The sequence below is a fragment of the Williamsia sp. 1138 genome, assembly GCF_002095435.2.
Classification (GTDB): Bacteria; Actinomycetota; Actinomycetes; order Mycobacteriales; family Mycobacteriaceae; genus Williamsia.
In genome coordinates this window covers 235,096-259,380 of record NZ_MJEJ02000054.1, presented here as the reverse complement: position 1 = coordinate 259,380, position 24,285 = coordinate 235,096, and the positions used below count along the sequence as shown (strand labels likewise).

The 24,285-nt window shown below is 65.4% G+C and carries 24 protein-coding genes; 17 read left to right on the top strand and 7 right to left on the bottom strand.

Going from position 1 to position 24,285, the window contains the following annotated elements; translation table 11 throughout:
- The first annotated feature begins 6 nt into the window (after positions 1-6).
- The 3 genes from BH683_RS27480 (at position 7) to BH683_RS27470 (ending at position 4,396) form a co-directional block, all read left to right on the top strand.
- Positions 7-1,611: an FMN-binding glutamate synthase family protein gene (locus BH683_RS27480; RefSeq protein ID WP_084839454.1), complete on the top strand. Its 1,605-nt coding sequence runs from the start codon at positions 7-9 to the stop codon at positions 1,609-1,611.
- A gap of 144 nt (positions 1,612-1,755) precedes the next feature.
- The gene (locus BH683_RS27475) at positions 1,756-2,847 is read left to right on the top strand and encodes a hypothetical protein (protein WP_084839453.1); all 1,092 of its coding nucleotides are present in this window, start codon (positions 1,756-1,758) and stop codon (positions 2,845-2,847) included.
- A gap of 184 nt (positions 2,848-3,031) precedes the next feature.
- Positions 3,032-4,396, top strand: coding sequence for an MFS transporter (locus tag BH683_RS27470; RefSeq protein WP_094647803.1), 1,365 nt, complete (start codon positions 3,032-3,034; stop codon positions 4,394-4,396).
- Here BH683_RS27470 and BH683_RS27465 read toward each other — a convergent pair.
- On the bottom strand, positions 4,334-5,242 hold the full coding sequence (locus BH683_RS27465; protein WP_084839632.1) for a LysR family transcriptional regulator ArgP: 909 nt from the start codon (positions 5,240-5,242) through the stop codon (positions 4,334-4,336). The two genes, BH683_RS27470 and BH683_RS27465, sit on opposite strands and share 63 nt — an antisense overlap.
- A gap of 71 nt (positions 5,243-5,313) precedes the next feature.
- Here BH683_RS27465 and BH683_RS27460 point away from each other — a divergent pair, with 71 nt between their 5' ends.
- From BH683_RS27460 to BH683_RS27450, 3 genes are all read left to right on the top strand, one after another.
- Positions 5,314-5,934, top strand: coding sequence for a LysE/ArgO family amino acid transporter (locus BH683_RS27460; protein WP_084839452.1), 621 nt, complete (start codon positions 5,314-5,316; stop codon positions 5,932-5,934).
- Positions 5,935-6,006: 72 nt separating this feature from the next.
- Complete coding sequence (locus tag BH683_RS27455) at positions 6,007-6,474, top strand: DUF4334 domain-containing protein (protein ID WP_084839451.1); 468 nt, start codon at positions 6,007-6,009, stop codon at positions 6,472-6,474.
- A gap of 11 nt (positions 6,475-6,485) precedes the next feature.
- Entirely contained in the window at positions 6,486-7,574 is a 1,089-nt protein-coding gene (locus BH683_RS27450) for an NAD(P)-dependent alcohol dehydrogenase (protein ID WP_084839631.1), read from the top strand.
- Positions 7,575-7,665: 91 nt separating this feature from the next.
- On the opposite strand, the gene BH683_RS27445 is transcribed toward BH683_RS27450, so the two are convergent.
- Entirely contained in the window at positions 7,666-8,526 is an 861-nt protein-coding gene (locus BH683_RS27445; protein WP_084839450.1) for an AraC family transcriptional regulator, read from the bottom strand.
- A 114-nt stretch (positions 8,527-8,640) separates the two neighbouring features.
- Between BH683_RS27445 and BH683_RS27440 the strand changes: the two genes are divergently transcribed.
- Both BH683_RS27440 and BH683_RS27435 read left to right on the top strand, forming a co-directional pair.
- The gene (locus BH683_RS27440) at positions 8,641-9,708 is read left to right on the top strand and encodes an ABC transporter substrate-binding protein (RefSeq protein ID WP_084839449.1); all 1,068 of its coding nucleotides are present in this window, start codon (positions 8,641-8,643) and stop codon (positions 9,706-9,708) included.
- Positions 9,705-10,514 (top strand): siderophore-interacting protein, encoded by an 810-nt coding sequence (locus BH683_RS27435; protein ID WP_084839448.1) that lies wholly within the window; start codon positions 9,705-9,707, stop codon positions 10,512-10,514. Before BH683_RS27440 ends, BH683_RS27435 begins: the two co-directional genes overlap by 4 nt.
- A gap of 72 nt (positions 10,515-10,586) precedes the next feature.
- Here BH683_RS27435 and BH683_RS27430 read toward each other — a convergent pair whose 3' ends face one another.
- On the bottom strand, positions 10,587-11,606 hold the full coding sequence (locus BH683_RS27430) for an NADP-dependent oxidoreductase (protein WP_084839447.1): 1,020 nt from the start codon (positions 11,604-11,606) through the stop codon (positions 10,587-10,589).
- Positions 11,607-11,737: 131 nt separating this feature from the next.
- Between BH683_RS27430 and BH683_RS27425 the strand changes: the two genes are divergently transcribed.
- Together BH683_RS27425 and BH683_RS27420 are read left to right on the top strand one after the other, a co-directional pair.
- Entirely contained in the window at positions 11,738-13,045 is a 1,308-nt protein-coding gene (locus BH683_RS27425; protein WP_210405285.1) for an alpha-hydroxy-acid oxidizing protein, read from the top strand.
- 82 nt (positions 13,046-13,127) lie between these two features.
- On the top strand, positions 13,128-13,835 hold the full coding sequence (locus BH683_RS27420; RefSeq protein WP_084839446.1) for an SDR family oxidoreductase: 708 nt from the start codon (positions 13,128-13,130) through the stop codon (positions 13,833-13,835).
- Positions 13,836-13,896: 61 nt separating this feature from the next.
- Here BH683_RS27420 and BH683_RS27415 read toward each other — a convergent pair whose 3' ends face one another.
- Positions 13,897-14,721: an oxygenase MpaB family protein gene (locus tag BH683_RS27415; protein WP_246833630.1), complete on the bottom strand. Its 825-nt coding sequence runs from the start codon at positions 14,719-14,721 to the stop codon at positions 13,897-13,899.
- A 186-nt stretch (positions 14,722-14,907) separates the two neighbouring features.
- Here BH683_RS27415 and BH683_RS27410 point away from each other — a divergent pair, with 186 nt between their 5' ends.
- Complete coding sequence (locus BH683_RS27410) at positions 14,908-15,540, top strand: TetR/AcrR family transcriptional regulator (protein WP_084839629.1); 633 nt, start codon at positions 14,908-14,910, stop codon at positions 15,538-15,540.
- On the opposite strand, the gene BH683_RS27405 is transcribed toward BH683_RS27410, so the two are convergent.
- Complete coding sequence (locus BH683_RS27405) at positions 15,524-16,762, bottom strand: MFS transporter (RefSeq protein ID WP_084839444.1); 1,239 nt, start codon at positions 16,760-16,762, stop codon at positions 15,524-15,526. The two genes, BH683_RS27410 and BH683_RS27405, sit on opposite strands and share 17 nt — an antisense overlap.
- Positions 16,763-16,870: 108 nt before the next feature.
- Between BH683_RS27405 and BH683_RS27400 the strand changes: the two genes are divergently transcribed.
- From BH683_RS27400 to BH683_RS27385, 4 genes are all read left to right on the top strand, one after another.
- The gene (locus BH683_RS27400) at positions 16,871-17,515 is read left to right on the top strand and encodes a TetR/AcrR family transcriptional regulator (RefSeq protein ID WP_084839443.1); all 645 of its coding nucleotides are present in this window, start codon (positions 16,871-16,873) and stop codon (positions 17,513-17,515) included.
- Positions 17,516-17,629: 114 nt separating this feature from the next.
- Positions 17,630-18,844 carry an acyl-CoA dehydrogenase family protein gene (locus tag BH683_RS27395; protein ID WP_084839442.1) on the top strand — a complete coding sequence of 405 codons (1,215 nt, stop codon included), beginning with the start codon at positions 17,630-17,632 and terminating at the stop codon, positions 18,842-18,844.
- The gene (locus tag BH683_RS27390; RefSeq protein ID WP_084839441.1) at positions 18,841-19,866 is read left to right on the top strand and encodes a phosphotransferase family protein; all 1,026 of its coding nucleotides are present in this window, start codon (positions 18,841-18,843) and stop codon (positions 19,864-19,866) included. Before BH683_RS27395 ends, BH683_RS27390 begins: the two co-directional genes overlap by 4 nt.
- A gap of 18 nt (positions 19,867-19,884) precedes the next feature.
- Complete coding sequence (locus BH683_RS27385) at positions 19,885-20,637, top strand: SDR family oxidoreductase (RefSeq protein WP_246833629.1); 753 nt, start codon at positions 19,885-19,887, stop codon at positions 20,635-20,637.
- 6 nt (positions 20,638-20,643) lie between these two features.
- Here BH683_RS27385 and BH683_RS27380 read toward each other — a convergent pair whose 3' ends face one another.
- Both BH683_RS27380 and BH683_RS27375 read right to left on the bottom strand, forming a co-directional pair.
- Positions 20,644-22,125, bottom strand: coding sequence for an SDR family oxidoreductase (locus tag BH683_RS27380; protein WP_084839439.1), 1,482 nt, complete (start codon positions 22,123-22,125; stop codon positions 20,644-20,646).
- 130 nt (positions 22,126-22,255) lie between these two features.
- Positions 22,256-22,942, bottom strand: coding sequence for a histidine phosphatase family protein (locus BH683_RS27375; protein WP_168187143.1), 687 nt, complete (start codon positions 22,940-22,942; stop codon positions 22,256-22,258).
- Positions 22,943-23,081: 139 nt separating this feature from the next.
- Here BH683_RS27375 and BH683_RS27370 point away from each other — a divergent pair, with 139 nt between their 5' ends.
- Together BH683_RS27370 and BH683_RS27365 are read left to right on the top strand one after the other, a co-directional pair.
- Positions 23,082-23,318, top strand: coding sequence for a DUF3263 domain-containing protein (locus BH683_RS27370; protein WP_084839437.1), 237 nt, complete (start codon positions 23,082-23,084; stop codon positions 23,316-23,318).
- Between the two features lie 36 nt (positions 23,319-23,354).
- A complete protein-coding gene (locus BH683_RS27365) occupies positions 23,355-24,215 on the top strand; it encodes a TIGR03621 family F420-dependent LLM class oxidoreductase (protein WP_084839436.1) in 861 nt (286 codons plus the stop codon).
- The last annotated feature ends 70 nt before the right edge of the window (positions 24,216-24,285 follow it).

The window sequence follows — 24,285 nt, the reverse complement described above, 5'->3', positions numbered from 1 at the left end:
CGCCACATGAAGTTCTACGTACTGTGTGGCCTGTTGGGCGTGGCCGGTGTTCTCACGTTTGCTGCTGCTGTCAACGAAGACACCACCTGGTGGTTCGCGGTCGCGATGGTGGTGATCGTGACGGTTGTCGCGGTCCACGATGTCGTGCAGAAGAAGCATGCGATCCTCCGCAACTATCCGGTGCTGGGACACATGCGGTTCCTGCTGGAATCCATTCGGCCGGAGCTGCAGCAGTACTTCATCGAGCGCAATTACGATGGCAGGCCGTACGATCGCAACGTACGCTCGCTGATCTATCAGCGGTCCAAAGGATTACATGCCGAGCAGGCATTCGGCACAGAGCGGGAGATCACCGAACCGGGGTACGACTATCTGCTGCATTCGATGGCGCCGGTCAAGATCGGTGCCGCGGTCCCGACCGTCCGGATCGGGGGTCCGCAGTGCAGCGCACCGTTCGATGCGTCGTTGTTCAACATCTCGTCCATGAGCTTCGGTGCGCTGTCGTCCAACGCGGTGCGCGCCATGAACAAGGGTGCGGCACTCGGTGGATTTCTGCACGAGACCGGCGAAGGCGGGATCACCGCCCACCACCTCGAATACGGTGCACCGCTGGTCTGGGAGATCGGGTCAGGGTATTTCGGCTGCCGTGACATAAACGGGAACTTCGACCCCGAGTTGTTCGCCCAGAAAGCATCTCACCCAAACGTGAAGATGATTCTGATCAAACTCAGTCAGGGTGCGAAGCCCGGGCTCGGTGGAGTGTTGCCCGGTGCCAAGGTGACCGCCGCGATCGCCGAGGCGCGGGGTGTGCCGCTCGGTGTCACGGTGATCAGCCCGCCCGCCCACAGTGCGTTCACCAGTCCTATCGAACTGATGCACTTCGTCGGAACGCTGCGGCAACTGAGCGGAGGTAAGCCGGTCGGCTTCAAGCTCTGTGTCGGGACCCGCACCGACATACTCGCCCTGTGCAAGGCGATGTTGCAGACCGGTGTCCTGCCGGACTTCATCACGGTCGACGGGGCCGAAGGAGGCACGGGCGCAGCGCCTCCCGAGTTCTCCGATCATGTCGGTACACCCCTGAAACTGGGGCTGATGATGATGCACAACGCGCTGGTGGGGTCGGGCCTGCGCGGCGCCATCAAGATCGGCGCGGCGGGAAAGGTCGCCAGCGGCACCGACATCGTCAAGACTCTGGCGCTCGGCGCCGACTTCACCAATGCTGCCCGCGCCATGATGATGGCGGTCGGCTGCATCCAGGCGCAGAGCTGTCACACCAACCGCTGCCCGGTCGGAGTTGCCACGCAGGACCCGCGGCGCGCGCGGGCCCTGGATGTGCAGGACAAGGGTGACCGCGTGCACAACTACCAGCAGGGCACGGTCGAGTCCGCCATGCAGGTGCTGGCCGCCATGGGGCTGACGAGCTTTGAGGACCTGGGTCCGGCGCTGGTGATGCGCAGGGTCGGACATTCGTCCGCCGAGTCGTTCGAGGACCTCTTCGAGTGGCTCGATGAGGGTGAACTGGTTCGTGGGTCACCGCGCCGGGAGTGGAATCGGGACTGGGAACGCGCAGATCCGACGACTTTCGCAGTGCCGAAGGTGCGCACCGCTTAGCTCACCCGCACCCCTCGTCACACCCGTTACTCACATCAGGCCTCGCTTGTGATGTCGATCTCGGGATCGTTTGCCCGGTCATCCAGCGGGTACGCCTTTCTCGAACGCTCCATATCGACCCCATTCCAACCGAAGGAGACTGATATGAGCATTTCGACCAGCACTTTGCGCAACCAGCTGCGCACCCTGTTGACCTTGACGAATACCGAGGTCCAGGTCGCGGAGACTCGAGTTGCCCAGGCACGCACCGAAGCAGTGCGTAAGGAACTGTCCGAGAACGCGGCCAATGGTCGCATCCGCGCTGTGGCCATCGAGAAGGCCATTCGCGATCTCGGGGGTCTGCCCGATGTACTTCGCCCGGTTCTCGGACGGCTCGCGGCCACGGTCAAGGCGCTCGCCGAGCAGGCGCAACCTTTCGACGAGGCGTTGCTCGGAGACCTTGCGCTCGAGCACCAGCTGCTCGATCGGTCCATCTACGTCAAGGCGCTCGCCACGGCCGAGAACGAGCCCGACGTCGTCGCGTTGGCAGAACGCTTGATCACCGCGCATCGGGCGACCGTCGACTGGCTGACCATCGTGCTCGCCGAAGAAGCGATCGGCGGCCCGGTAGCACTCCGGCGCGGACCGCTGCAGGCCGCGAGCGGCGCGGCACTGCGCGTCGCCGGCATCCCCGCCACGCTGACCGCACGCGGCGTCGACCGTGCGGTGGACGTACTGCGAAGCGCCCCGGCACGTCTCGGTGGATTCGTCGACAAAACCGAAGAGGCGGGCGGAACGGCGGTCGCACTGGCGACCGATGCCCGCGACAAGGCAGTCAAGCGCGTCACCGACGCCGGCGACACCGTCGTCGAGCGGGTCTCGGACGTGAGCGAAGCGATCTCCGAACGCGCATCGGATGCAGGTAAGGCGGCGAGCAAGACCGCCAAGGCAACTCGCGATGCGGCCCTCGACGCCGCGGAGGACACCGCCCGCGCCCAGGGTGCCACCGGCGCAGCCGATGCCATCCACGCCGTGCGCGACGCCACCGGTCTCGTCGATCCGGAAGATCTGCCGATCGTCGATTACGACACGCTCAATGTGAATGCGGCCGTCTCGGCAATCAAGCAGCTCGACGAGCCGTCCGACATCCGTACCGTCATCGCGTACGAAGAGGCACACAAGGGACGCCAGGGTGTCATCTCGGCAGCCCAGACCCGCCTCGCCGCGATCGCGGAAGAAATCGTCGGTGTGAAGTGACCTGATCGGTCTTTTGCACTGAGCTCCGCTCGCCGTCACCGCAACCCGGTGGCGGCGAGTTTTCGTTGCAGCGGCCCGAAGTGGTGGGTTCGGGTGAGCATTTGCGCAGGTCGAGGTCACCAGAACCCACCAAGATCGGGATAATCACTGGCCACCTGTCCAGCAGATGGGGCACAGTTGATCGGTGACCGCACCCTCCGCTCTGCCCCGGGCGCTGAAGCCGTTTCGGCATCAGCAGTACCGGTTGCTGTGCATGGGCTTGGTGCTCGCGATGTTTGCAGACGGTATCTGGACCGTCGGTGTCGTCTGGCAGGTCATCGGGATGGGCGGCGGACCCGGTCAGCTGTCACTGGTGACAGCGGTCGCCGCAGTCGGCATGGTCGCCTCCACGCTGCTCGGAGGGGTGCTCGCGGACCGGATGTCGCAACGCACGATCCTCATCGCGCTCGAGGCGACCAAGCTGGTCGCGATCGGCGGGGTCGGGCTCCTGGCGCTGACGGATTCCGTCATCCTGTGGCACCTCGTTGCGGTGTCACTCATCGGCGGCGTCACCACCGGTATCTACTATCCGACGTATTCGGCGTTGCTCCCGACGCTGGTGCCGCGCGACGAACTGATGGCCGCCAACGGCATCGAAGGTACGTTGCGGCCCACGATCTTTCAGGCTGCGGGTCCTGTGGTGGCCGGGGGTCTGATCGCGATGTCCTCGCCGGCGGTCGCCATCATCGGATCGGCCGTGGCGTCCGCACTCTCGGGGATCCTGTACCTGCTGATGCGGCCGACGCCATCGCGCAGCGAGTCCCGACCCAAGGCCGAACTCGTTCGCGGAACGATCAACGACATCGCCGAGGGGTTCGTCTACATGTGGCGGACCCCGTGGCTGCTGGCCACCTTGCTGTTCGCGATGGTGCTGGTCCTGTTGGTGATGGGCCCCTTGGAGGTACTCATCCCGTTCGCCCTCAAGGACAGGGCAGGCGGCGACGCCGGATCGCACGCGATGGTGTTGGCTGCCTTCGGAATCGGGGGCGCGGCCGGCTCTCTCGTGCTGGCGTCCATGCAGATGCCTCGGCGGTACCTCACGGTCATGTTCGTGATCTGGGGTCTGTCGTCGTTGCCGCTGGTGGTCATGGGTCTGACCGACCAGGTGTGGGTGTTCGTCGTCGCGGGCTTCGTGTTGGGATTCGCGTTCGACGGGCCGATGGTCATCTGGGGAACGTTGCTGCAGCGCCGGGTACCCATTCACATGCTGGGCCGGGTCTCGAGTCTCGACTTCTTCGTGTCGGTGGCCCTGATGCCGGTGTCCATGGCGATCGCGGCACCCGTCAGCCAATGGATCGGATTGACAGCGACATTCGTCATCGCGGGAATCGTGCCCGTGCCCGTCGCCGCGGTCGCCTACTTCTGGGCGAAGTTGAGTGCCGACGAGATCGCCCACCCGCTCCGCGACGATCCGATCGTCGAGGTGATCGCCACGCCATCGGTGGTCCTAGAGAAGAAACTCACCGGCGGCAGTCTGGACCAGATCGGTCAGGTCGTTGACGATCGGTGACTCCAGTTTCCAGTATTGCCAGAACAACTGGACGTCCACGTGCCGATTGCCGAGAGTCGAGACCGTGCCGGCGTCGAGCGCGGGCTGAATCTGCGACGCCGGCACCGCACCCCAGCCCACACCGAGTTCGACCGCGCGGTGATACTCCGCCGACGCGGGAACGTAGGTGGTCGGAGGATCGACGTGGCGCCGGGTCAGGCGCCCGAGGAGATCGAACTGGATGGTGTCCTTGCGGTCGAACGCGACCATCGGCGCCCGGGCGAGATCGGCGGCCCGTAGGCCGTGGGGCAGCCACGTCTCGATGAACTCGACGCTTGCCACGGGTAGATAGCGCATGGCACCGAGCGGCAGTACCGAGCATCCACGCACCGGTCGCGGATCAGACGTGACCGCACCCACGGCCTGTCCGGCTCGGAGAAATCCGGTGGAATGACTCTCGTCGTCTCGGAGAATCTCCACCGCGACGGGATGACGGCGCTGGATCTCGGCGACCACCGGAAGCAGCCAGATCGACATCGAGTCGGCATTTGCCGCGATCGGTAGATGCATCCGAGGTATGTCTCGCGGATCTTCATGCCCCGCTTCGGGTTCGCCTGCGAGATCCGCCGCGGCTTCCAGCCGCAAGAGGTCCCACTGCGCCGCCAGCCGCAGCAGGACCTCACCGTCGGGAGTGGCTCTGGCGGGTTTCGTGCGTTGTACGAGTACGCGTCCGACCGTGGCCTCCAAGGCCTTCATGCGCTGACTCACCGCCGACGGCGTCAGATGAAGCGACTCGGCCGCGGCGTCGAAGGTGCCCTCGCGCACCACGGCGGCGAGTGTCTGCAAGCCGTCGCTGCTGATGTCCATCATGAATCATCCTAATGGTTCGTGAAAAACATTCGCTGGATTGACAACCGTCCGGCCCATACGTTGGCACGGTGACCTACTTCGTACCCGCCTTCGCCGGTCTGCTGACCGGAGCTGGGCTCATCATCGCCATCGGGGCCCAGAACATCTTCGTTCTCCGTCAGGGCATTCGACGTGAACACGTGCTGGCGGTGGTCGCGGTGTGCTCGGCGTCGGACGTCGTGTTGATCCTCGGGGGAGTGGCGGGTCTCGGCGCTCTGGTGACCGCCTACCCCGAGATCGTGGACGTCGCGACCGTGGCCGGTGGGGCCTATCTGCTGGTCTTGGCGGCCATGGCGGCACGCCGGGTCGTCCGCCCCGCATCGCTGGATGCGACGGGCGGCGCAGCGTCGGCCGGTCGCTGGGCGGCCATCGGGACTGCTGTCGCCCTGACCTGGCTGAATCCGCACGTCTACCTCGACACCCTGATCACGCTCGGGGCCATTGCCAACAGTCATGGGCCGCAGGACAAATGGGTCTTCGCAGCTGGTGCATGCGTGGCATCGTTCGTGTGGTTCGCCGCGCTGGGGTTCGGTTCGGCCCGCCTCGCGCCTCTGTTCGCCAAGCCGCGTGCGTGGCAGGTGCTCGATACCCTCGTTGCGGTCGTCATGGGTGTGCTGGGTGTGGTGCTGATCGGAAGCGCCGTGTTCTGACGAACGTCTTGGACGCGGGGGGATTTCTGACTACTGTTGTTCTCAGAGTTCCCCCCCGGCAGTGAGGCAGAGATGAACAACGACAAGGCCGTCGCCAAGTTTTTCGAATTGAAGGAAAGTCAGGCGATCAGTGAACCCGCCGACCTCGACGAGTTGTGGGCAGGCCTCGAACCGATCGGCCGGGATTTCATGCTCGGAGCCTGGTCGGGCGGCGAACTACCCAGCGGCCATGCCATGGACGGCCAATTGGAGCAGGTCAACTGGCACGGCAAGACGTTCGACGCGTATCACGACGTGAAGCCGCTGGTCTGCCGCGATGATGACGGCAACCTCTACTCGAACAAAGAACTGGGCAAGGGCGAGGCCAGCCTGTGGGCGGTCGAGTTCCGTGGCGAGACCACCGCGGCCATGGTCTACGACGGTCAGCCCGTCATCGACCACTTCAAGAAGGTCGACGACACCCACGTCATGGGCATCATGAACGGCAAGACCTCGCTGGTGCGCGACAAGCACTTCTACTTCTACCTCGAGCGCGAGTGACGCCCACTTCGATCGCGGCGCGGGCGGCAGTGCTCAGCGAGGTGGGAGCGCCGCCGGCGTTGCACGACGTCCAGGTCCGCGAACCGGTCGGAGATGAAGTCCTGGTGCGAGTGCAGGCAGTCGGCATCTGCCACACCGACATCTCGTTGGCCGCCCGGTGGCCGGACAAGCGGATGCCGATGGTGTTCGGTCACGAGGGCGCAGGGATTGTCGAGGCGGTGGGCCGCACAGCCACCGTTCGGGTCGGTACGAGAGTCGTCCTGACGTTCAACAGCTGCGGGCAATGCACGCAGTGCAAGGCAGGCGAGTCCGCGTACTGCCGGCAGTCGACTGCGCTGAACATGCGTGGGGACAGAGGCGAGGTGTCGGGTTCGGTGCGTGGCGAGCACGGCCCGATCAACGGTGACTTCTTCGGTCAGTCCAGTTTCGCCACGTATGCCCTGGCGCATCAGCGTAATACGGTGCCGATGGGCAATGAGATCGACATGTCGGTGGCTGCCCCGCTCGGCTGCAGCGTGCAGACCGGCGTCGGGTCGATCCTCAACGCGTTGCGTCCCGTGCTCGGGCAGAGCGTGGTGGTCTTCGGCGTCGGCGCGGTGGGTCTCTCAGCAGTCATGGGTGCGCGGATCGCGGGTGCTCGCATCATCGTCGCCGTTGATCCCGTCGCCGAGCGGCGAGCGCTGGCGATCGAGCTCGGCGCCACCCACACGGTGGATCCTGCTGTAGACGAGGTGGTTTCGACCCTGGTGGACGTCACCGGGGGCGGCGCCGACCATGTCCTGGACACCACGGCCATCCCCGCGGTCCTTGCCGAGGCGGTCGCCGCATTGCGGTCTCGTGGACAGCTGGGCATCGTCGGCCTCGGAGCCCCGATCGCGGCGCTGCCGGTCGGGCTGATCATGGGTAGGGGTCTACGGATCCGCGGCATCGTCGAAGGCGACAGCGCGCCGGCCACATTCATCCCTGAACTGATAGATCTGCACAAGCGTGGTGATCTCCCGCTCGAGAAGCTGATCACGACCTTCGACTTCGCGGATTTCGACAATGCCTGGGCCGCAGCACGATCAGGTTTGGCGATCAAGCCGGTCCTCACCTTCTGACCGCCTTCCCCCACCCGTTTTTGCGCGGTCCGCACACAATTGCGAGTGGATGACGCGAAAACGGGTGGGGGAAGAGCGGGGTCACAACTGGTCAGGCCGAATCGGTGATGCCCAACGCGTACCGCCCCGGCGTATGGCCGTACTCACGTGAGAAAGCCGTCACGAATGCGGGCACGCTGGAGTATCCGACGCGGTGCGCAACCTCGGTCACCGATTTCGTCTCCAGCAGGACGACGGCCGCGTCGAGCCGAGTCCTGGTGCGCCACTGCGAGTACGGCATCCCGAACTCGCGGACGAAGTCGCGCTGCAGGGTCTTGGTGCTGGTGTGCAGCCGGGTCGCCCACTCGTCGAGTCGAGTCTGGTCGGCGGGGTCGTGCAGGAGTGTCCGGGCGATGGTCTGCGCGAAACCCGTGGTCCGCGAGGATGACGGTATTCCGATGGGGTCGCGTCCGACGAAATCTCGGTGGGTGGTGCCCAGGCCTGCCATGATCGTGGCCCGGGCTGCCAGAGCTGTTGCCTCGTCCTGGCCCGGGCGGGCGATCTGCTCGATGAGCCGCCGCGACTGCTGGTCTGCAGACACCGCAGCCACGCGCAACGTACGCAGTCTCTGCGGTACTTCCCGCAGGCAGATGCGGTAGATGATCTGTTTTCGCGAGGTGAACACCTCATGGGTGACGCCGCGTCGCACCCATAGTGCCTCGGTGGCGCCGATGAACTCGGTCCTGTTGGCGTGACGCACCGACAACATGCCGTCGGGGGTCCAGTACAGCTGGTGCACGAAGTCGCTGCGGGATTCGGGTATCTCGAGGGCCCCGCCCGAGCCGTACTTGAGGATCAGTATTCCGGTCGGTGGACCGAGGCCGTATCCGTACTCCTCGACCCAGAGCGGGTCGGCGCCGGCCCCGAAAGGGCCGACAGGTCCGGACCGGTCGAAGTGTCCTCCGAGCGTCACAGAGTGTCCTCCCGACGAAGCCGCTGCAGTTGTTGGTAAGGCTAGCCTCAGCTAGAAAGCTCAGCGCGCCGGGGGCCGCGTCCTGGTCCATGTATTTGAAGAAAGAAGTGCATCTTGTCTGCTCGTCATATCGGGTTCCGTCTGGCTGCGGCCTCGGTCACGCTCGGCCTTGCCCTGTCCGTCGCAGCCTGCGGCAGTGATTCCGACAGTGAATCCGCCACCGAATCCGCGAGCAGTGAAACGCGCGTTTTCGTCGCGGACAACGGCGAGATCGAGATTCCGGTGGCTCCGCAGCGAATCGTCGCCACCGGCTACGCGGTGCCGCCTCTGATCGAGGCGGACGCACCGCTCGTCGGCATCTCGGAATGGAAGCGCGGGATCCCACTGATGACTCAAGAGGATCTGGCCGTCTATGAGTCGACCCAGAAGATCGCAGGCGACATGTCGGCGGCCGACACCAACTACGAGGCCATCGCCGGCGTCAACCCGGACCTCATCGTCATCGGGGTACCGCAACCGGCGATGGTCGACCTCGACCTGGGTGCACTCGAGGCGATCGCGCCTGTCGTCGCCATCGGACCGACCAATCCCGCAGCCTGGCGTGAACTGACCAAGCGACAACTCGATGCCGCGGGCAAGCTCGACGCCTACGAGTCGACCAAGAAGACCTACGACGACAAGGCTGCCGGTCTGAAGGAGAAGTACGCGGGCGTGCTCGGACCGCTGCAGTTCGGGCACCTGGGTGCCTATGGCGAATCGGCGGCAGGCAACTTCCAGCGGGAGTTCGGCGGGTCCTGGGGCACCAACATCGCGCAGGACATCGGGGTGAACTACTACGGCGAGGTCAAGGAGAAGCTTGGTGGCTCGCAGGACAGTTCGGAGTACCCGTCCATCGAGAGCATCCCGGAGAGCTTCGCCGACGCCGACGTGATCACCTACACCGTCGACGCCGACGGATCGGTTGGGCCCGAGGTCCAGTACGTCCTGGATTCGGAGCTGTTCAAGACCCTGCCCGCAGTCCGGGCCGGCAAGGTCTACGGCCTCAAGTACACCGAAGCCGCGACCTACACCTCGGCGCTGCAGACCCTCGACGCGATCGACGAGGCGCTGGCTCCATTGCTGACCGAATCAGCCGGACCGAGTAGCTCGGCACCGGCATCCTCGACCTCCAGCGGGTCGTGAAGATCACTCGCGACGATCCACGCGGCCGTGTCGCCACCCACCATCGGTCGGGTGACGGCACGGCTCGGATCGGCTATCCGATCGGGGTGCGCGCAGTCGCGGTCGTGCGCCGTGAACTCGTCTCGCCGCGGATGATCAGGCTCACGCTGGCAGGACCGGAGCTGAAGGGGTTTCACACGTACCAGGCCGACGATCACGTGATGATCGTCTTCCCCGATGACGACGGCACTGTCCGGGCGCCGGTTCCGAACGAGAAGCAAGAGCTCGACTGGCCGCGGCCGCTACCGCCCGGGCGCAAGTACACGATCCGGCGATACGATCCGGATTCGCTCGAACTGGATCTCGACTTCGTCCTCCACGAGGGCGGTGTGGCGTCGACCTGGGCGGCGAACGCGCAACCGGGTGACACCGTGGTGATCGCGGGACCGCCGGGGGCGCATGCGTTCGCGCACAACTTCGACCACTACGTCTTTGCCGTCGACACAACAGCGCTCCCGGCGGTGGCCCGATGGCTGGATGAATCGCCTGCCGACGTGTCCGCGGATGTGATCGTCGAGGTCTCCCATGAGGAGGAGACCCGCTACCCGGTGGCCGAACGGGCCGGTGTCCGCATTCAGTGGCTCATCCGTCCCGCGGGCCGTTCGCTGCTCGTCGACGCGGTCGACGCTCTCGAGATTCCGGCCGGCCGGGTCTTCTACTTCGGGGCAGGCGAGGCTGACGACATCCGCCCACTCCGCCACCGCGGGACCGACCGGCTGATCACCGGATACTGGAAACGCGGTTCAGCCGATCACGACGATGACTAGCAACACCCGATCTTGGTGGGTTTCGGCTAGCGCGACCTGCGGTTTTGCTCGCCAGAACCCACCACTTTCGGGCTAGTCGGCGATCTTCACCACGGCTTTGCCGAAGTTGCGGCCTGCGAGGAGTCCGCGGAAGGCGTCGAGGACGTTGTCGAGGCCCTCGGTGATGTCCTCGCGGTACTTCAGCGACCCGTCCGCAACCCAACCCGATGCCTCGTCGAGGAATCGTGGCATCTGCTCGCCCGCGAATTCGGTCTGGATGAAACCGCGGATGGTCAGGCTCTTGACCAGCACCGCGTTCATGAGCTGGCCGGTGCGGTCAGGTCCTTCCGGGAGCGACGTCAGGTTGTAGTTGGCCACCAGTCCGCATACGGAGATGCGGCCGTAGAGGTTCATCCGGCGGATCACCTGGTCGAAGACGTTGCCGCCGACGTTCTCGAAGTAGACGTCGATGCCGTCCGGCGTCGCGGCCGCGAGCTGCTCGGCGAAATCGTCGGCCCGGTGGTCGACCGCAGCGTCGAAGCCGAGTTCATCGATGAGGTACTTGACCTTGTCCGGTCCACCTGCGATGCCAACAGCTCGTGCGCCCTTGAGTTTTGCGATCTGCCCGACAGCGGAGCCGACGGGGCCGGCCGCCGCGGCCACCACGACGGTCTCCCCGGGCTGCGGGTTTCCGATGGTGAGGAGGCCGGAGTAGGCGGTGAATCCCGGCATCCCCAGCACACCGAGTGCTGTCGACGGAGGGTTGGTCTCGGGGTCGAGCTTGCGTAGATACTTGGCCTTCTCGACCGAATGGGTCTGCCAGCCGCCGTAACCGAGGACGATGTCGCCTTCGGAGAAATCGTCGACCGTCGACTGCAGGACGCGCGAGACGGTAGCGCCGACCATCGTGTCGCCGATCTCCACCGGAGCGGCATATGACTTGGCAGCGCTCATACGGCCACGCATGTACGGGTCGAGCGAGAGGTACAACGTCTGCAACACCACCTCGCCGGATGTGGGCTCGGGTAATGCCACGTCCTCGAATCGGAAGTCCGAATCCTTCGGCTCTCCATGTGGTCGGGATGCGAGCACTACGCGGGTGGTGTTTGTCATTCTTCTCCTTGTCGAGACACTGATTACCCCAGCTGCAACGATCCCGGCCCGGGCCGATGTTCCTCACCGTAGGCGAATGTGAGGTACCTCAAGTCGTTGTTCGGCGAACCGGTGGTCGATAGTGTGGGCCGATGAGCAGCGACGCCACCGAACCACTGCAGTCTCCCGGTCGTGCCCGCCAGAATGAGATCTACACCGCCGGGGTGTTCGGTCGAAAACCAAAGGTACCGACTAACTTCGAGGCGTTGGAACGTGCTGCGCGACGCAGGATGTCGGCCAAGGCGTGGGCATATGTGGCCGGTGGTGCGGGCGACGGTGGGACGATGCGGGCAAACCGGACGGCGCTCGAGCGGTGGGCGATCGTTCCGCGGATGCTCCGCGACGTGTCGCAGCGCAGTCTGGTTACCGAACTGTTCGGACAGCATCTGCCTGCGCCTGTTCTGTTCTCCCCGGTAGGTGCGGGCGCGCTCGCCTTTCCGGATGCAGACGTCCACATAGGAAGAGCCGCAGCCCAACTCGGGGTCCCTTACATCTTCTCGAGTCAGGGCAGCGCTCCGATGGAGCGCACGGCGGCCGCGATGGACGCGGTGTCGCCGGGGGCGCCTCGTTGGTATCAGCTGTACTGGTCCACCGACGAAGACCTCGTCGACAGTTTTCTCGACCGGGCCGAAAGGTCCGGTGCTGCAGCCATAGTCGTCACACTCGACACCACCATGCTCGGCTGGCGACCGCAGGATCTGAACCTGGGGTCGCTGCCGTTCGCGCAGGGGCTGGGCATCGATCAGTACACCTCGGACGACCGGTTCCTCTCGATCGTCCGAGATCGGATCGCGGCAGCGCTCCCGCAGGAGAAGCCGGCGATCACGGTGGGCGCGATCAAATCCCTGATCTCGATGGCGCGGAACACTCCGGGAAGTGCTGTGCGCAATCTGGTTTCGCCCATTCCGCGGGAATCGGTGCAGACCTTCCTCGAGATCTACTCCCGCCCGTCGCTGAACTGGACGGACATAGCCGGACTCCGGGATCGGACCTCGCTGCCGATCGTCCTCAAAGGCATCTTGCACCCGGACGACGCGTTGCAGGCGGTGGACCACGGCGTCGACGGCATCCTCGTCTCCAACCACGGGGGTAGGCAGGTCGACGGCGCGATCAGTTCGATCGATGCCCTCGTCGACGTCGCCAAAGCTGTCGACGGAAGATCGAAGGTGCTGTTGGACTCCGGTATCCGTGGTGGCGCCGACGTCTTCAAGGCGCTCGCACTCGGAGCCGACGCGGTGTGCATCGGACGGCCGCACATGTACGGATTGGCGCTCGATGGTGCTGATGGTGCGCGCGATGTGGTCGCCAACATCATCGCCGAACTCGACCTCACCCTCGGCCTGTCTGGGCACACCAGTACGGCTGATCTCACGCCTGCCGCGCTGAAGAAGATCACCTGACTTCGGTTAACAGAAGTCAGAGGGTACCGTGGTGTCGACGCCCGGGATCGACCGATCTCGGCGCGGCTCGATGGGAGACACAATGGTCACGCTGAACAACGCCACCGTCCTGGTCACCGGCGCCAACGGTGGGCTCGGTACCGAGTTCGTCACGCAGGCGCTCGCGCGCGGTGCCGCCAAGGTCTATGCGGCGGCACGCAACCCCCGGGAATGGGACGACGACCGGGTCGTGCCGATCCGTCTGGACGTCACGGATGCCGCGTCGATCGAAGCCGCGGCAACATCGGCTGCCGACGTCGACATCGTGATCAACAACGCAGGTCAGACGACTGCCGGCCGGCTACTCGATCAGCCGGTCGGCGAACTGAAAGCGTTGATGGACACCAACCTCTACGGGCCGATCGCGGTGACCAAGGCCTTTGCCCCGGTCCTCGCAGCGAACGGCGGCGGCGCCGTCATCAACGTCCACTCGGTGCTGAGCTGGATCGGTATCGGTAGCTCGTACAGCGTGTCGAAGGCCGCACTGTGGATGGCGACCAACGTGCTGCGACTCGAGTTGGCGTCGCAGGGGACCCAGGTCCTCGGCCTGCATCTCGGCTACACCGACACCCCGATGACCGCGGGCGTCACAGCCGAGAAGAACGACCCGGCAGACGTCATCCGCGACGCCTACGACGGCCTCGAGGCCGGCCAGTTGGAAGTTCTCGCCGACGACGTGAGCATCCAGGTCAAAGCCGGTCTGGCTGCGCCCGTCGAGGCGTTGTACCCGCAGTTCGCGCCGTCCCGATGATGGGTTGTTCTGGCGGCGCCGACCTGGCGTTTTGTTCGCCAGAACGACCCATTATCGGAACTCAGGTGAGGCGTTTGCCGGCCTTGATGCGCCGTCTGGTGTCCCAGAGGTAGGCGTTGAACGGAAATGCGCGCATTGGTTCCGGCAACCGCTGCACCACGTTGCGGGCGATCCGGTTGTGCAGGTCGAAGAGGCGCTGTTGACGTGGGGTCCACGTCAAGTTCATCTTCTCGCGGAACTCAGGCGGCAGGAAACCGGTGGTGAGGAACAGGCCGAAGTCGCCGATCAGCAGCGACACCGGCTTGGGCAGGAACTCGAACCTCGCGATGCTGACGAGCAACTCGCGGATGGTGTCGTCTATCTCCAGTTCGGCGACGGTCGAATCCCAGTACTGCTTGAAGTCGGCGCGCGTGGCGGGCCACATGTCTCGGGGCATCTGCAGAGTGGTGCCCATCAGCGCGCCCTGCTGGTAAGCCTCTTCGGTGACCGCGGCCGGATCGCCGAAGAGAACCTGCATGTCCTCCCACCCCTTGTAGAGGCACGCTGCGACCCAGAGCTGCAGGGTGGGATCGAAGGCGTTGTACTCGACCGGGCTCGACTCCGTGGACCGCACCCGTGCATGCGAATGACCGACGGCGCGGCGGTAGGCCTTGCGATCTTCGGGTGATCCGTTGACGGCCACCGCCAGATACGCGAGCGTCGTCCGGCCGCGTTTGAGTGGGTGTTTGAACAGATTTCCGCTGTCGACCTTGCTCTCGGCGACGCCGTAGCCGACAGCGGGGAGGGCGAGTTGCATGATCACGTTGGCGGCGCCGGCGACGGCGGAGATCCCCGGCATGTCCAGGAGGTCGCCACTGGCGCTGTCCGCCTGTTCGCGGGTCCACATCGGACGGGGGGATGGGCGGGAAAGTGGTGCAGCTCCAGAGAGCGCGCTGCTGCCTTCAACGGTCCCAGACGTCATTGTCTGCCTTCCTGCCAAAATATTGTGAGAACACGTGTTGTCGCTTTCGATTGAAGTCGCGTTTGCGGTGATTGTCAATCGCGGACAACCGAAGGTGGGATGATGGATCCCATGCCTGACCCAATGCGCCCGTACGGCGGCGAAAACGGAGCTGACCGGGTGAAACGTCGCCGGGCGGCCCTGGTGGACGCCGCGCTGGACATCATGGGTTCACCTGACGGCGGTGCGATCAGCGTTCGTGGGGTATGCCGGCAGGCCGGCCTCACCGCGCGCTACTTCTATGAGAGTTTCACCGATGTCGACGACCTGGTCGGTACGACTTACGACGTCGTGGTGCTCGATATCGCAGAGTCGGCGCAGGCCGCCGTTGCCGCAGGTGGCAGTTCACCCAAGGATCAGATCCGCTCGGCTGTCGGCGCCATCGTGCGCCGAATCGACTCCGATCGGCGCCGCGGCAGGATCCTGTTCTCGCAGACCCTGCTCAGTGGACGACTCGCGTCCAAACGCATGGATGCGGCAATGATGTTCGCCGCACTGACCGTGCAGACCTCGGGCACTCACTTCGAGGGAGCGGCGGTGCAGGGTGCGGCCCACTTCTACGTCGGTGGCCTCGGGCAGGTTCTGAGCGCCTGGATCGACGGCCGGATCGATTGCAGCGACGACGAACTCATCGATCTGTGTGTGACGATGATGTACGGCGCGGTCGTCGAACTGCTCCCGCAAAATGTCACCGGGGTCGAGTGAGGCGGCTGTTCCATCGGTCGATGCCGGCCCACAGCAGCAAACCTGCTACTGCCGAACCGATCCCTATGAGGCACAACAGGTTCCACCCGCCGGCGTCGTAGGCGTACCCGGAGGCGACGGACCCGGCCACCGCACCTGCGAAGTAGGTGACCATATAGGCGGTGGTCACGCGGCTCCGCGCATCCGGCGACAGTGAGTAGATCGCGGACTGGTTCGACAACTGCGAGGCCTGCACACCGAAGTCGAAGACGACCAGACCGACGAGCAGGGCCGCGAGCGGTGTCCCGGGCCAGGCCAGCAACAACCATCCGGCGATCGTGATCACCCACGCGCCCGTGGTCGCCCCTCGTAGATGTCCGCGGTCGGCCAGCTTTCCGAACATCGGCGCTGCGAGCGCACCTGCCACACCCGCGAGGGCGAATGCCCCGATCATCGCCTCGGAATACGAGAAGCGTTCACCTCTGCTGCCGGAGAGGAGGAACGCGATCGATGTCCACATCGCGCTGAAGCCGAACATCGTCAAGAAGCCCAGCATCATCCGTTGCCGCAACATCGTTTCGGTGGCGATCATCCGTCCGACCGAGGCGAGCAGTGTCCCGTACGCCTGAGGAGGGCGGGCCCGGTCCGCAGGCACGAGGAGGTAGACGACCACCGCCAGGATCGCCATGAGGGCTGCGCCGACGAACAGCACCGCCCGCCAGCCGCCGACTTCTGCGATCGCTCCGCTGACGACCCGGGCCAGCAGGATGCCGAGTAGCAGGCCGCTCATCACCACCCCGACCACACGTCCGCGGTCCGAGGGCAGAGCCAGTGACGATGACCACGGGACGACGATCTGTGCGGTGGCAGCGCTGACCCCGACGAGCAGCGAGGCGGCGAACAGGGCGCCGAACCCCGGGGCGAGTGCGGACAGGAGTAGCGCCACCGCTGAAGCAGCCATCATGCTGGGCGCCAGAACTTTTCGGTTCCACAAGTCACCCAGTGGGACGAGCAGCAGCAGACCCATCGCGTATCCGAATTGGGCTGCGGTCACCACCAGCGCCGCGGTGGAGGTGGAGATGGAGAAGTCGGCGCGGATCTCCTCGAGAACGGGTTGCAACACGTACAGCGACGACACCGAGACGCCACAGGTGAGAGCGAACAGCAGCACCAGACGGCTGCTGATGCCGGTGGCGGCGGACGGAGGAGGCGAGCCGTCGGGACCGGGAGGGTCAAAGGGCACGGTTTCAGCCTGCCGGATCTGCGCCGCGCGATCGAATCGGACAACTCGTCGAACGGGGGCGGGTGGTATTGCCCGGCGCGGCCGCGGCGGCACAGTAGGTTTACGGGTATGGATACCGGGGCTCGGCCAGCGCCGCGCGAGTACGGCGAGGGACTCTGGCGTCAGTATGGGGAAGAAGATCTGCCGATACCGTTGGCCGCTGCGCTCTCTGCATTCGCCGAGCACGGCTATCACGGCACCTCGGTCCGCGACATCGCCGCACGAGCGGGGTTGAGCGTCCCGGGGCTCTATCACCACTACCCGTCGAAACAGTCGCTGTTGCAGGGGCTGCTCGAGCTGACGATGAGCGACCTGCTCGGACGTTCTCGTGCGGCCCTCGAGCAGGCGGGCGACTCGCCCGTCGAGCGGTTCGACGCGGTGGTCGAATCGCTGCTGAGGTTTCACATGTACCGGAGGGCGCAGGCGTTCGTCGGGTCGACCGAGATCCGCAGCCTCGAGCCGGTGTTCAGGACGGAGTACATCGCCACCCGGGACGAGCAGCAGCGCATGGTCGACGCCATCGTGCAGGCAGGCGTCGAGTCAGGGGATTTCCGCACCCCGCACCCCGTGGATGCCGGTCGCGCGGTGACGACGATGTGCGTCGGGGTGTCCACCTGGTACCGACCGTCCGGCCGACTCGGCCCGGACGAACTGGTGTCGCGATACCTCCTCATCGCGCGGCAGATGGTCGGATACTTCTCCGCGCCGTCCTAGCCCCGGCCGGGGTTGACTGGCCGTGGGCGGTCGTGACAGTCTGTTACCCGAAACCGAACGATCGCTCGGTCGGGACAGCCGACCTGCCGGGCGCCGCACACAAGGAGGTGCCCCATGGCGATTGACCTTTCCTACGGTCCAGTTGTCCAGGACGTGATCGACAAGACCAGTGACTTCGTTCGCAGTCACGTTCTGCCGATCGAAGAGAAGTTCGCAGGCGACATCGCCGCGGCGGGCGGTGACGAGCTGCGTCTCGAGCTCCGTGATCGCGCCCGCGACCTCGGAATCCTGGCACCGCACGCGCCGGTCGAATACGGCGGCCTCGGCTTCAACATGTCCGACCGGGCACCGGTGTTCGAAGCGGCCGGATACTCCGTCTTCGGTCCCATTGCCCTGCACATCGGCGCTCCTGACGAGGGCAACGTCCACATGCTCGCCCACGTCGCCAGTGCTGACCAGAAGGAGAAGTACCTGGCCCCGCTGGCACGCGGCGACGTGCGCTCCGCGTTCGCGATGACCGAGCCGGCTCCCGGTGCGGGCTCCGATCCCGCAGCGCTGCGTACCGCAGCCGTCAAGGTCGACGGTGGCTGGAAGATCAACGGCGACAAATGGTTCATCACCGGTGCCGACGGCGCGGGATTCTTCATCATCATGGCCCGCACCACCGGCGAGCCCGGTGACCGTGGCGGAGCGACGATGTTCCTCGCTCCGGCCGACACCCCGGGCATCACCGTCGGGCGGCACATCAACACCATCGACCGCGCGATGATCGGCGGGCACTGCGAGGTGGCGTTCCGCGACGTCTTCGTGCCCGACGAGGACGTCCTCGGCGAGGTCGACGAAGGCTACCGCTACGCACAGGTGCGACTCGGACCCGCCCGGATGACCCACGTGATGCGGTGGATGGGCAGCGCCAACCGGGCCCGCGACATCGCCCTCGATTACGTCGCACGGCGAGAAGCGTTCGGCGGCAGACTCGGTGACCTCGGCATGATCCAGCAGATGGTGGCCGACAACGAGATAGACTTGGCCGCTGCGCGTTCGCTGCTGGTCAAGGCGTGCTGGGAACTCGATCAGGGTGCGCACGGTGGAGACGAGACCTCGATCGCCAAGACCTTTGCCGCGGAGGCTTTCTCGCGCGTGGTGGATCGGTCGATCCAGATGTGCGGTGGCATGGGTGTTTCCGACGACCTGCCGTTGGCCCGGCTGCAGCGGGAACTGCGTCCCTTCCAGATCTACGACGGACCGTCCGAGGTCCATCGCTGGGCTCTCGCCAAGCGTGCAGTCGGCAAGGCCAAGAAAGCCGCTGCTGCCGGTGGTGGGTCATGAGCGAACTACCCGGTATGGACACCGCGAAACTGCGTCAGTTCCTCATCGACAGTGGCGTGGAAGTCGCCGGTGAACTGGTCGTGGAGCTGATCAGCGGTGGCCGTTCGAACCTGACCTTCTCTGCGCACGATGACAACTCACGATGGGTGGTCCGGCGTCCGCCGACCGGTGGCCTGACCCCGTCGGCACACGACATGAACCGGGAGTGGACGGTCACCAACGCGCTTCAGGGTACCGACGTACCCGTCGCCGGCACCGTGGCCTTCGACAAAGAAGGCGAGATCCTGGGCGCCCCTTGCACTGTCGTGGAGTTCGTGGACGGACTCGTGGTTCGCAGCGCCGACGAACTCAAGGCGTTGAGCGACGCCGACGTCGACCGCAACCTCGACGGACTGGTGCAGGCGCTGGCGAATCTACACGCCGTCGACCATCAGGCAGTGGGCCTCGGTGAGTTCGGCAGGCCGGACGGATTCGTGGCCCGGCAGGTCAAGCTCTGGGCTCGGCAGTGGGAACACGTGAAGACCCAGGAGCTCGACGATGTGGCCACCCTGCACGCCGCACTGAGCGAATCCATCCCGGCGCGGTCGGAGAATTCGATCGTGCACGGCGACTTCCGAGTGGACAACACCATTCTCTCCGCGGATGATCCAGGCGTCGTGAAGGCTGTCGTCGACTGGGAGATGTCGACCCTCGGCGATCCGCTGACCGATGTCGCGCTGATGTGCACGTATCGGGAACCGATTTTCGACGAGATCCTGGGGATGAAGGCGGCGTGGACCAGTGACCGTTACCCGTCCGGCGCGGACATCGCCCAGCGGTATGCCGCCGTGTCGGGACGCGAGTTGTCCGACTGGAACTTCTATCTCGCGTTGGCCAATTTCAAACTCGGGGTGATCGGCGAAGGAATCACGCACCGGGCGCGGAGCGGGTCCTCGGCGGGCGCCGGTGCAGACCAGGCCGCCGCGGTGACCGGAGAGTTCATGGCGGCCGGGCTGCGCGCCATCAAGGGAAAGAACGGCTGAGCGATGGGGGATACGACAGTGGGAGGCAGTGTGACCGGCGAGCGCAAAGCAGCACTGGTGACGGGCGCGTCCCGGGGAATCGGGGCCGAGGTCGCGACCCGATTCGCCGAGGCAGGATGGGATCTGACGATCAGCGCCCGCAGCCGGGAGCCCCTCGACGAGCTGGCCCGTCTGCTCGGTGAGAAGTTCGGGGTGCGGGTCGTGGTCGCGGTCGCAGACATGGCCGACGCGGAGCAGCTGGAGGCACTGGCTACGGCACACATCGAGGCGTTCGGCCGACTGGACCTGTTGGTGCTCAACGCCGGAATGGGACAGAAGGGGCTGATCGCGGAACTGCCTGTGCGCAGATTCGACAAGCTTTATCAGGTGAACGTGCGATCGGCGTACGTCCTCCTGCAGGCGTTGCTGCCGACCCTGCGCAGCACGGCGAAGACGGTAGGTTCCGCCAAAGTCGTTGCCATCGCCTCGATCACCGGCGTCCACCCCGAGCCCGAGCTGGCCGCCTACGGCGCAACCAAGGCCGCGCTGATCTCGCTGTGCGAGACGTTCAATTTCGAAGAGTCGGACAACGGGGTCTCAGCGACAACGATCTCACCGGGCTACGTGAACACCGACATGTCGGACTGGCTCAAGGACAAGATCTCGCCCGACGAGATGATCACCGTCGGCGACGTCGCAACGATGGTCGAAGCGGTGAGCCGACTCTCCCGGTACGCGGTGCTGCCAGGTGTGGTGCTGACTCGTCCCGGAACGAATCTGGGTCGGGCCTGACCGCAGTCAGCGAAGCGATTCCGCGGCCGCGACGATGTTCTTCGTCATCGCCGCGAACACGGTCTTGTGGGCAGGCAGATTGGCGAACCAGTACAGCCGGCCGACGATGCCACGCGGGTAGAACACCGTCCGCTGGTCGAGTCGACTGCCGTTCTCGGTGGCACTGACCGAGAACTCGAGCCAAGCGGTTCCGGGCGTGAGCATCTCGGACCTCAGGCGCAGTAGCTTTCCGGGCTCGACGGTCTCGACCCGCCACCAATCGAGCGCGTCGCCGGTCTGCAGGTGCCGAAGGTCTCGCCGGCCCCGCGATGCCCCCGGACCGCCGAGCAGTCCGTCGGCCCACGACCGAAGCTTCCACACGGACGAGTATCCGTACCAACCGTTCTTGCCGCCGATGCTCTCGATGACCTTCCAGAGCGTGTCCGGATCGGCCGAGGAATCGGCACTTGCCGAATCGGTATAGGTCTCCTCGCCTGCCCACTGTGGATCGGACGGGATGGGTTCGGACGGCGCGTATCCCGGGGATGCATTCGACCACGCGGTTTCCACCTCGCCGCGTTCGATGCGGGCGAGGGCCAGCTCGACGGACGTGCGGTAGCCGGTGAGTCCGTCTGGCGGCGGTTTGATGACGGAGTTGATGTCGTCTTCGGACGCGATGGCGTCGTGTTCCAGTGATTCGACCAACGGCCTGGCCAGCCCGCCGGGGATAGGGGTGACGCTACCCACCCAGAGGCTGGCGAGAGTGGGCGTGAGCAGCGGCAAGACGAGGATGCGACGTCTGCTGAGGCCGGCCACTTCGGCATAGATCTGCATCATGTCGCCGTATTCGAGGACGTCGGGACCGCCGATGTCCCAGGTCCTGGACTCGGGAACGGGTGCCGTTGCGGCCTCGATCAGATAGTGCAGCACGTCGCGCACCGAGATGGGCTGGATCTTGTTGTGCACCCACTTGGGGGTGGTCATCACGGGAAGTCGTTCCGTGAGGTGCCGGATCATCTCGAAGGACGCCGACCCGGAACCGATCACGACACCGGCCTGCAGAACGATCGTCTCGATCCCCGAGGCCATCAGGATCTCGCCGACCTCGGTGCGCGAACTCAGATGCTGCGACAGCTTCACGTCGGAGGGATGCAGACCGCTGAGATAGACGATCCGGGAGACACCGGCCTTGCGGGCGGCCTTCACGACGTTGAGCGCCGACCGCCGCTCCTCGGCGCCGAAGTCCTTGGTGGTGCCCATCGAATGCACCAGGTGGTAGACCACGTCGACGCCTGTGAAGGCGTCTTCCAGAGAAGCGAGATCCCCGAGGTCGCCCTTGATCACCTTGGCGTCGTCGGCCCAGGGGGCGCCGGTGAGCTTGTCGGGGGTCCGGGCCAGGACTCGCACGTCGTGGCCACGTTCGATCAACCGCGGAGCGAGTCTGCCGCCGATGTATCCGGTGGCACCGGTGACCAGTGCGCTGGGGGTAGGCGACGTGGGGGACTGCATGAGCGCTCCGATTGTTGAGGGCTTTGATTCGAGGCTACGTGCCTGACACCCCTATACCCGAGAGCAGTGCTCTGCTAAACCGTGATTCGACGCCTGTTGCGTGCGCTTGATCTGACCGCCGTTTGAGGTCTCACCTCATCGTCATCATCAGACGACGGCCGTCGTCGTCATCGACATCGGCGTGCGCATGATCGTTCACGGACATCACGTTGATCCCGGACTTTCCCACGATGAGTTTGGTGATGGAGGCATTGACCATCGTTCGCGAGACGCTGGGCCAGTTCTCCGAGCTGATACCCCACAGATGGGCGACGACCGCGCCGATGGTGCCCGCAGACGATGCGGCGATGGCCACCTGTCCGGGTCCGGCGTGTGCGGCGATCTCCTCGAGCGCTTGCAGCATCGACTCTCGATAGTCGACGTACGAACCGGGACCGGTGGTCTCCTCGTCCGCGGCCCAGGTCAGCAGCGACGCATCGAGGCGGCGCTGAAAACTTCGCTGTGCCTGCGCCGCCTCTTCGGAGGTTCCTGTGGGCGGCACGTCGGTGTGCGCGAGCCGGGTCAGGTCGTACTCGTTCCAACCGGCGTTCACCACCGGGGCCGGGGCGTTCGAATCCGGGAACTGCCCGACAATCTCCTCGATCGTCTCCAGTTGGCGCGCAAGGTTTCCCGAGACGGTGAAGTCCACCTTCGGGATGCGTGCAGCCAACTTCGCACCCACATTGCGGGCCTGCTGCCGCCCGAGCTCGGTGAGACTTCCATAGCCGTTCTCGTCTGTTCCGGCCTGGCCGTGGCGAACCAGATAGATGACACCCATGCGCTCATCTTGCCGGTAGCCCGGTCCGGTCGCGTCATCAAGGTTTGCCCTGGCCCCGCATGGTTGCCTCGATGTCGCCTGGTGTTCAGTCCGTCTGGGTACAACTGAGGACAACACAGGCAGTCGGGAGGTGGTTCGCATGGACACACACGCAGGATCGAAGCTGGACGAGATGGTCGACTTCGAGGCGAAGTGGTATCGCCTGGGTGGCGGGCCCTCCGACGAGATCCACGACAGGTTCGGGATGTCTGATCGCACCTTCTTCACGGAGCTGAACGACCTGATGTCCGACGGCGCGAAGTTCGGCGAGATCGCCCCCGAGGAGTTGGCCGTCATGCGCGCGGTCATCCGCCGACGGTTGTGGCTCGCGCGCTGACCGGCGAACCCCGGACCCACGATTAGGCTGACCCTCATGGAGGCGAGGCGGGACTTTCGATTCGGGGTCAACCTGTTGGGCCGCGGCAGCGCGAGCGAGTTCTTGGAGCAGGTCAGACACGCAGAGCGTTGCGGAATAGACGTCGTCCTGCTCCCCGATCATCTGAAACTGGGTGCGCCTTTCCCGATGCTGGCGGCAGCAGCGGCAGCGGCGCCGACCGTCCGGGTGGGCAACTTCGTCCTCAACGCCGGGTTCTACCGGCCGGCCCTGCTGGCGCGTGACATCGCAAGTGTCGATCAGCTCACCGGAGGGCGGTTCGAGATCGGGCTCGGCGCCGGGTACGTGGAGGCGGAATTCGAGGCCGTGGGCCTGCCCTTCGAGAGCGCCGGCCGACGGGTCGACCACCTGAAGGACACGGTGCTGCAGCTCAAGGCGCTGCTGTCGGATCCCGGGTTCGTACCGCCGACAATCCAGTCTCCGCCGCCGATCATGATCGCGGGAACCGGGAACAAGGTGCTGACCTTGGCGGCCCAGCACGCCGACATCGTCGCTCTCGCGGTCCTCGCCGACGACGAGGCGCTCGCAGAACGCGTCGACTTCCTCCGGAAGCAGGCGGGCGAGCGGTTCGATCAGCTGGAGATCAACCTGATCATCGCCGACCTCGCGATCGATCGGGAACCGGACCTGCAGACCCTGCGCAGTCACCGGCCCGACGTTTCGGACAGTGCACTGCTGCGTTTGCCCAATGCCCTGCACGGCACCCACGATGAGGTGGTGGCGCGCATCCGGGAGCTCCGTGACACCTTCGGTGTCACCTACCTCACGCCGATCGAGCCGTCTGCCGCCGACCTCGATGCCTATGGCCGAGTCATCGGCGAACTGCGAAGCGGAACCTGAGCGCGGCGTTCGCCGGACCCCGGCCGGAGGCATCACTACGATGGGTCCAGGCGCCTGCCCGAGACCAGCT

Bases quoted from the DNA above. Each gene is read 5' to 3' on its own strand.
- BH683_RS27480 (WP_084839454.1), top strand. From the start codon at position 7: ATGAAGTTCTACGTACTGTGTGGCCTGTTGGGCGTGGCCGGTGTTCTC.
- BH683_RS27475 (WP_084839453.1), top strand. From the start codon at position 1,756: ATGAGCATTTCGACCAGCACTTTGCGCAACCAGCTGCGCACCCTGTTG.
- BH683_RS27465 (WP_084839632.1), bottom strand. From the start codon at position 5,242: ATGGACATCAGCAGCGACGGCTTGCAGACACTCGCCGCCGTGGTGCGC.
- BH683_RS27455 (WP_084839451.1), top strand. From the start codon at position 6,007: ATGAACAACGACAAGGCCGTCGCCAAGTTTTTCGAATTGAAGGAAAGT.
- BH683_RS27430 (WP_084839447.1), bottom strand. From the start codon at position 11,606: ATGACAAACACCACCCGCGTAGTGCTCGCATCCCGACCACATGGAGAG.
- BH683_RS27425 (WP_210405285.1), top strand. From the start codon at position 11,738: ATGAGCAGCGACGCCACCGAACCACTGCAGTCTCCCGGTCGTGCCCGC.
- BH683_RS27420 (WP_084839446.1), top strand. From the start codon at position 13,128: ATGGTCACGCTGAACAACGCCACCGTCCTGGTCACCGGCGCCAACGGT.
- BH683_RS27415 (WP_246833630.1), bottom strand. From the start codon at position 14,721: ATGTGGACCCGCGAACAGGCGGACAGCGCCAGTGGCGACCTCCTGGAC.
- BH683_RS27410 (WP_084839629.1), top strand. From the start codon at position 14,908: ATGCCTGACCCAATGCGCCCGTACGGCGGCGAAAACGGAGCTGACCGG.
- BH683_RS27400 (WP_084839443.1), top strand. From the start codon at position 16,871: ATGGATACCGGGGCTCGGCCAGCGCCGCGCGAGTACGGCGAGGGACTC.
- BH683_RS27395 (WP_084839442.1), top strand. From the start codon at position 17,630: ATGGCGATTGACCTTTCCTACGGTCCAGTTGTCCAGGACGTGATCGAC.
- BH683_RS27390 (WP_084839441.1), top strand. From the start codon at position 18,841: ATGAGCGAACTACCCGGTATGGACACCGCGAAACTGCGTCAGTTCCTC.
- BH683_RS27380 (WP_084839439.1), bottom strand. From the start codon at position 22,125: ATGCAGTCCCCCACGTCGCCTACCCCCAGCGCACTGGTCACCGGTGCC.
- BH683_RS27375 (WP_168187143.1), bottom strand. From the start codon at position 22,942: ATGGGTGTCATCTATCTGGTTCGCCACGGCCAGGCCGGAACAGACGAG.
- BH683_RS27370 (WP_084839437.1), top strand. From the start codon at position 23,082: ATGGACACACACGCAGGATCGAAGCTGGACGAGATGGTCGACTTCGAG.
- BH683_RS27365 (WP_084839436.1), top strand. From the start codon at position 23,355: ATGGAGGCGAGGCGGGACTTTCGATTCGGGGTCAACCTGTTGGGCCGC.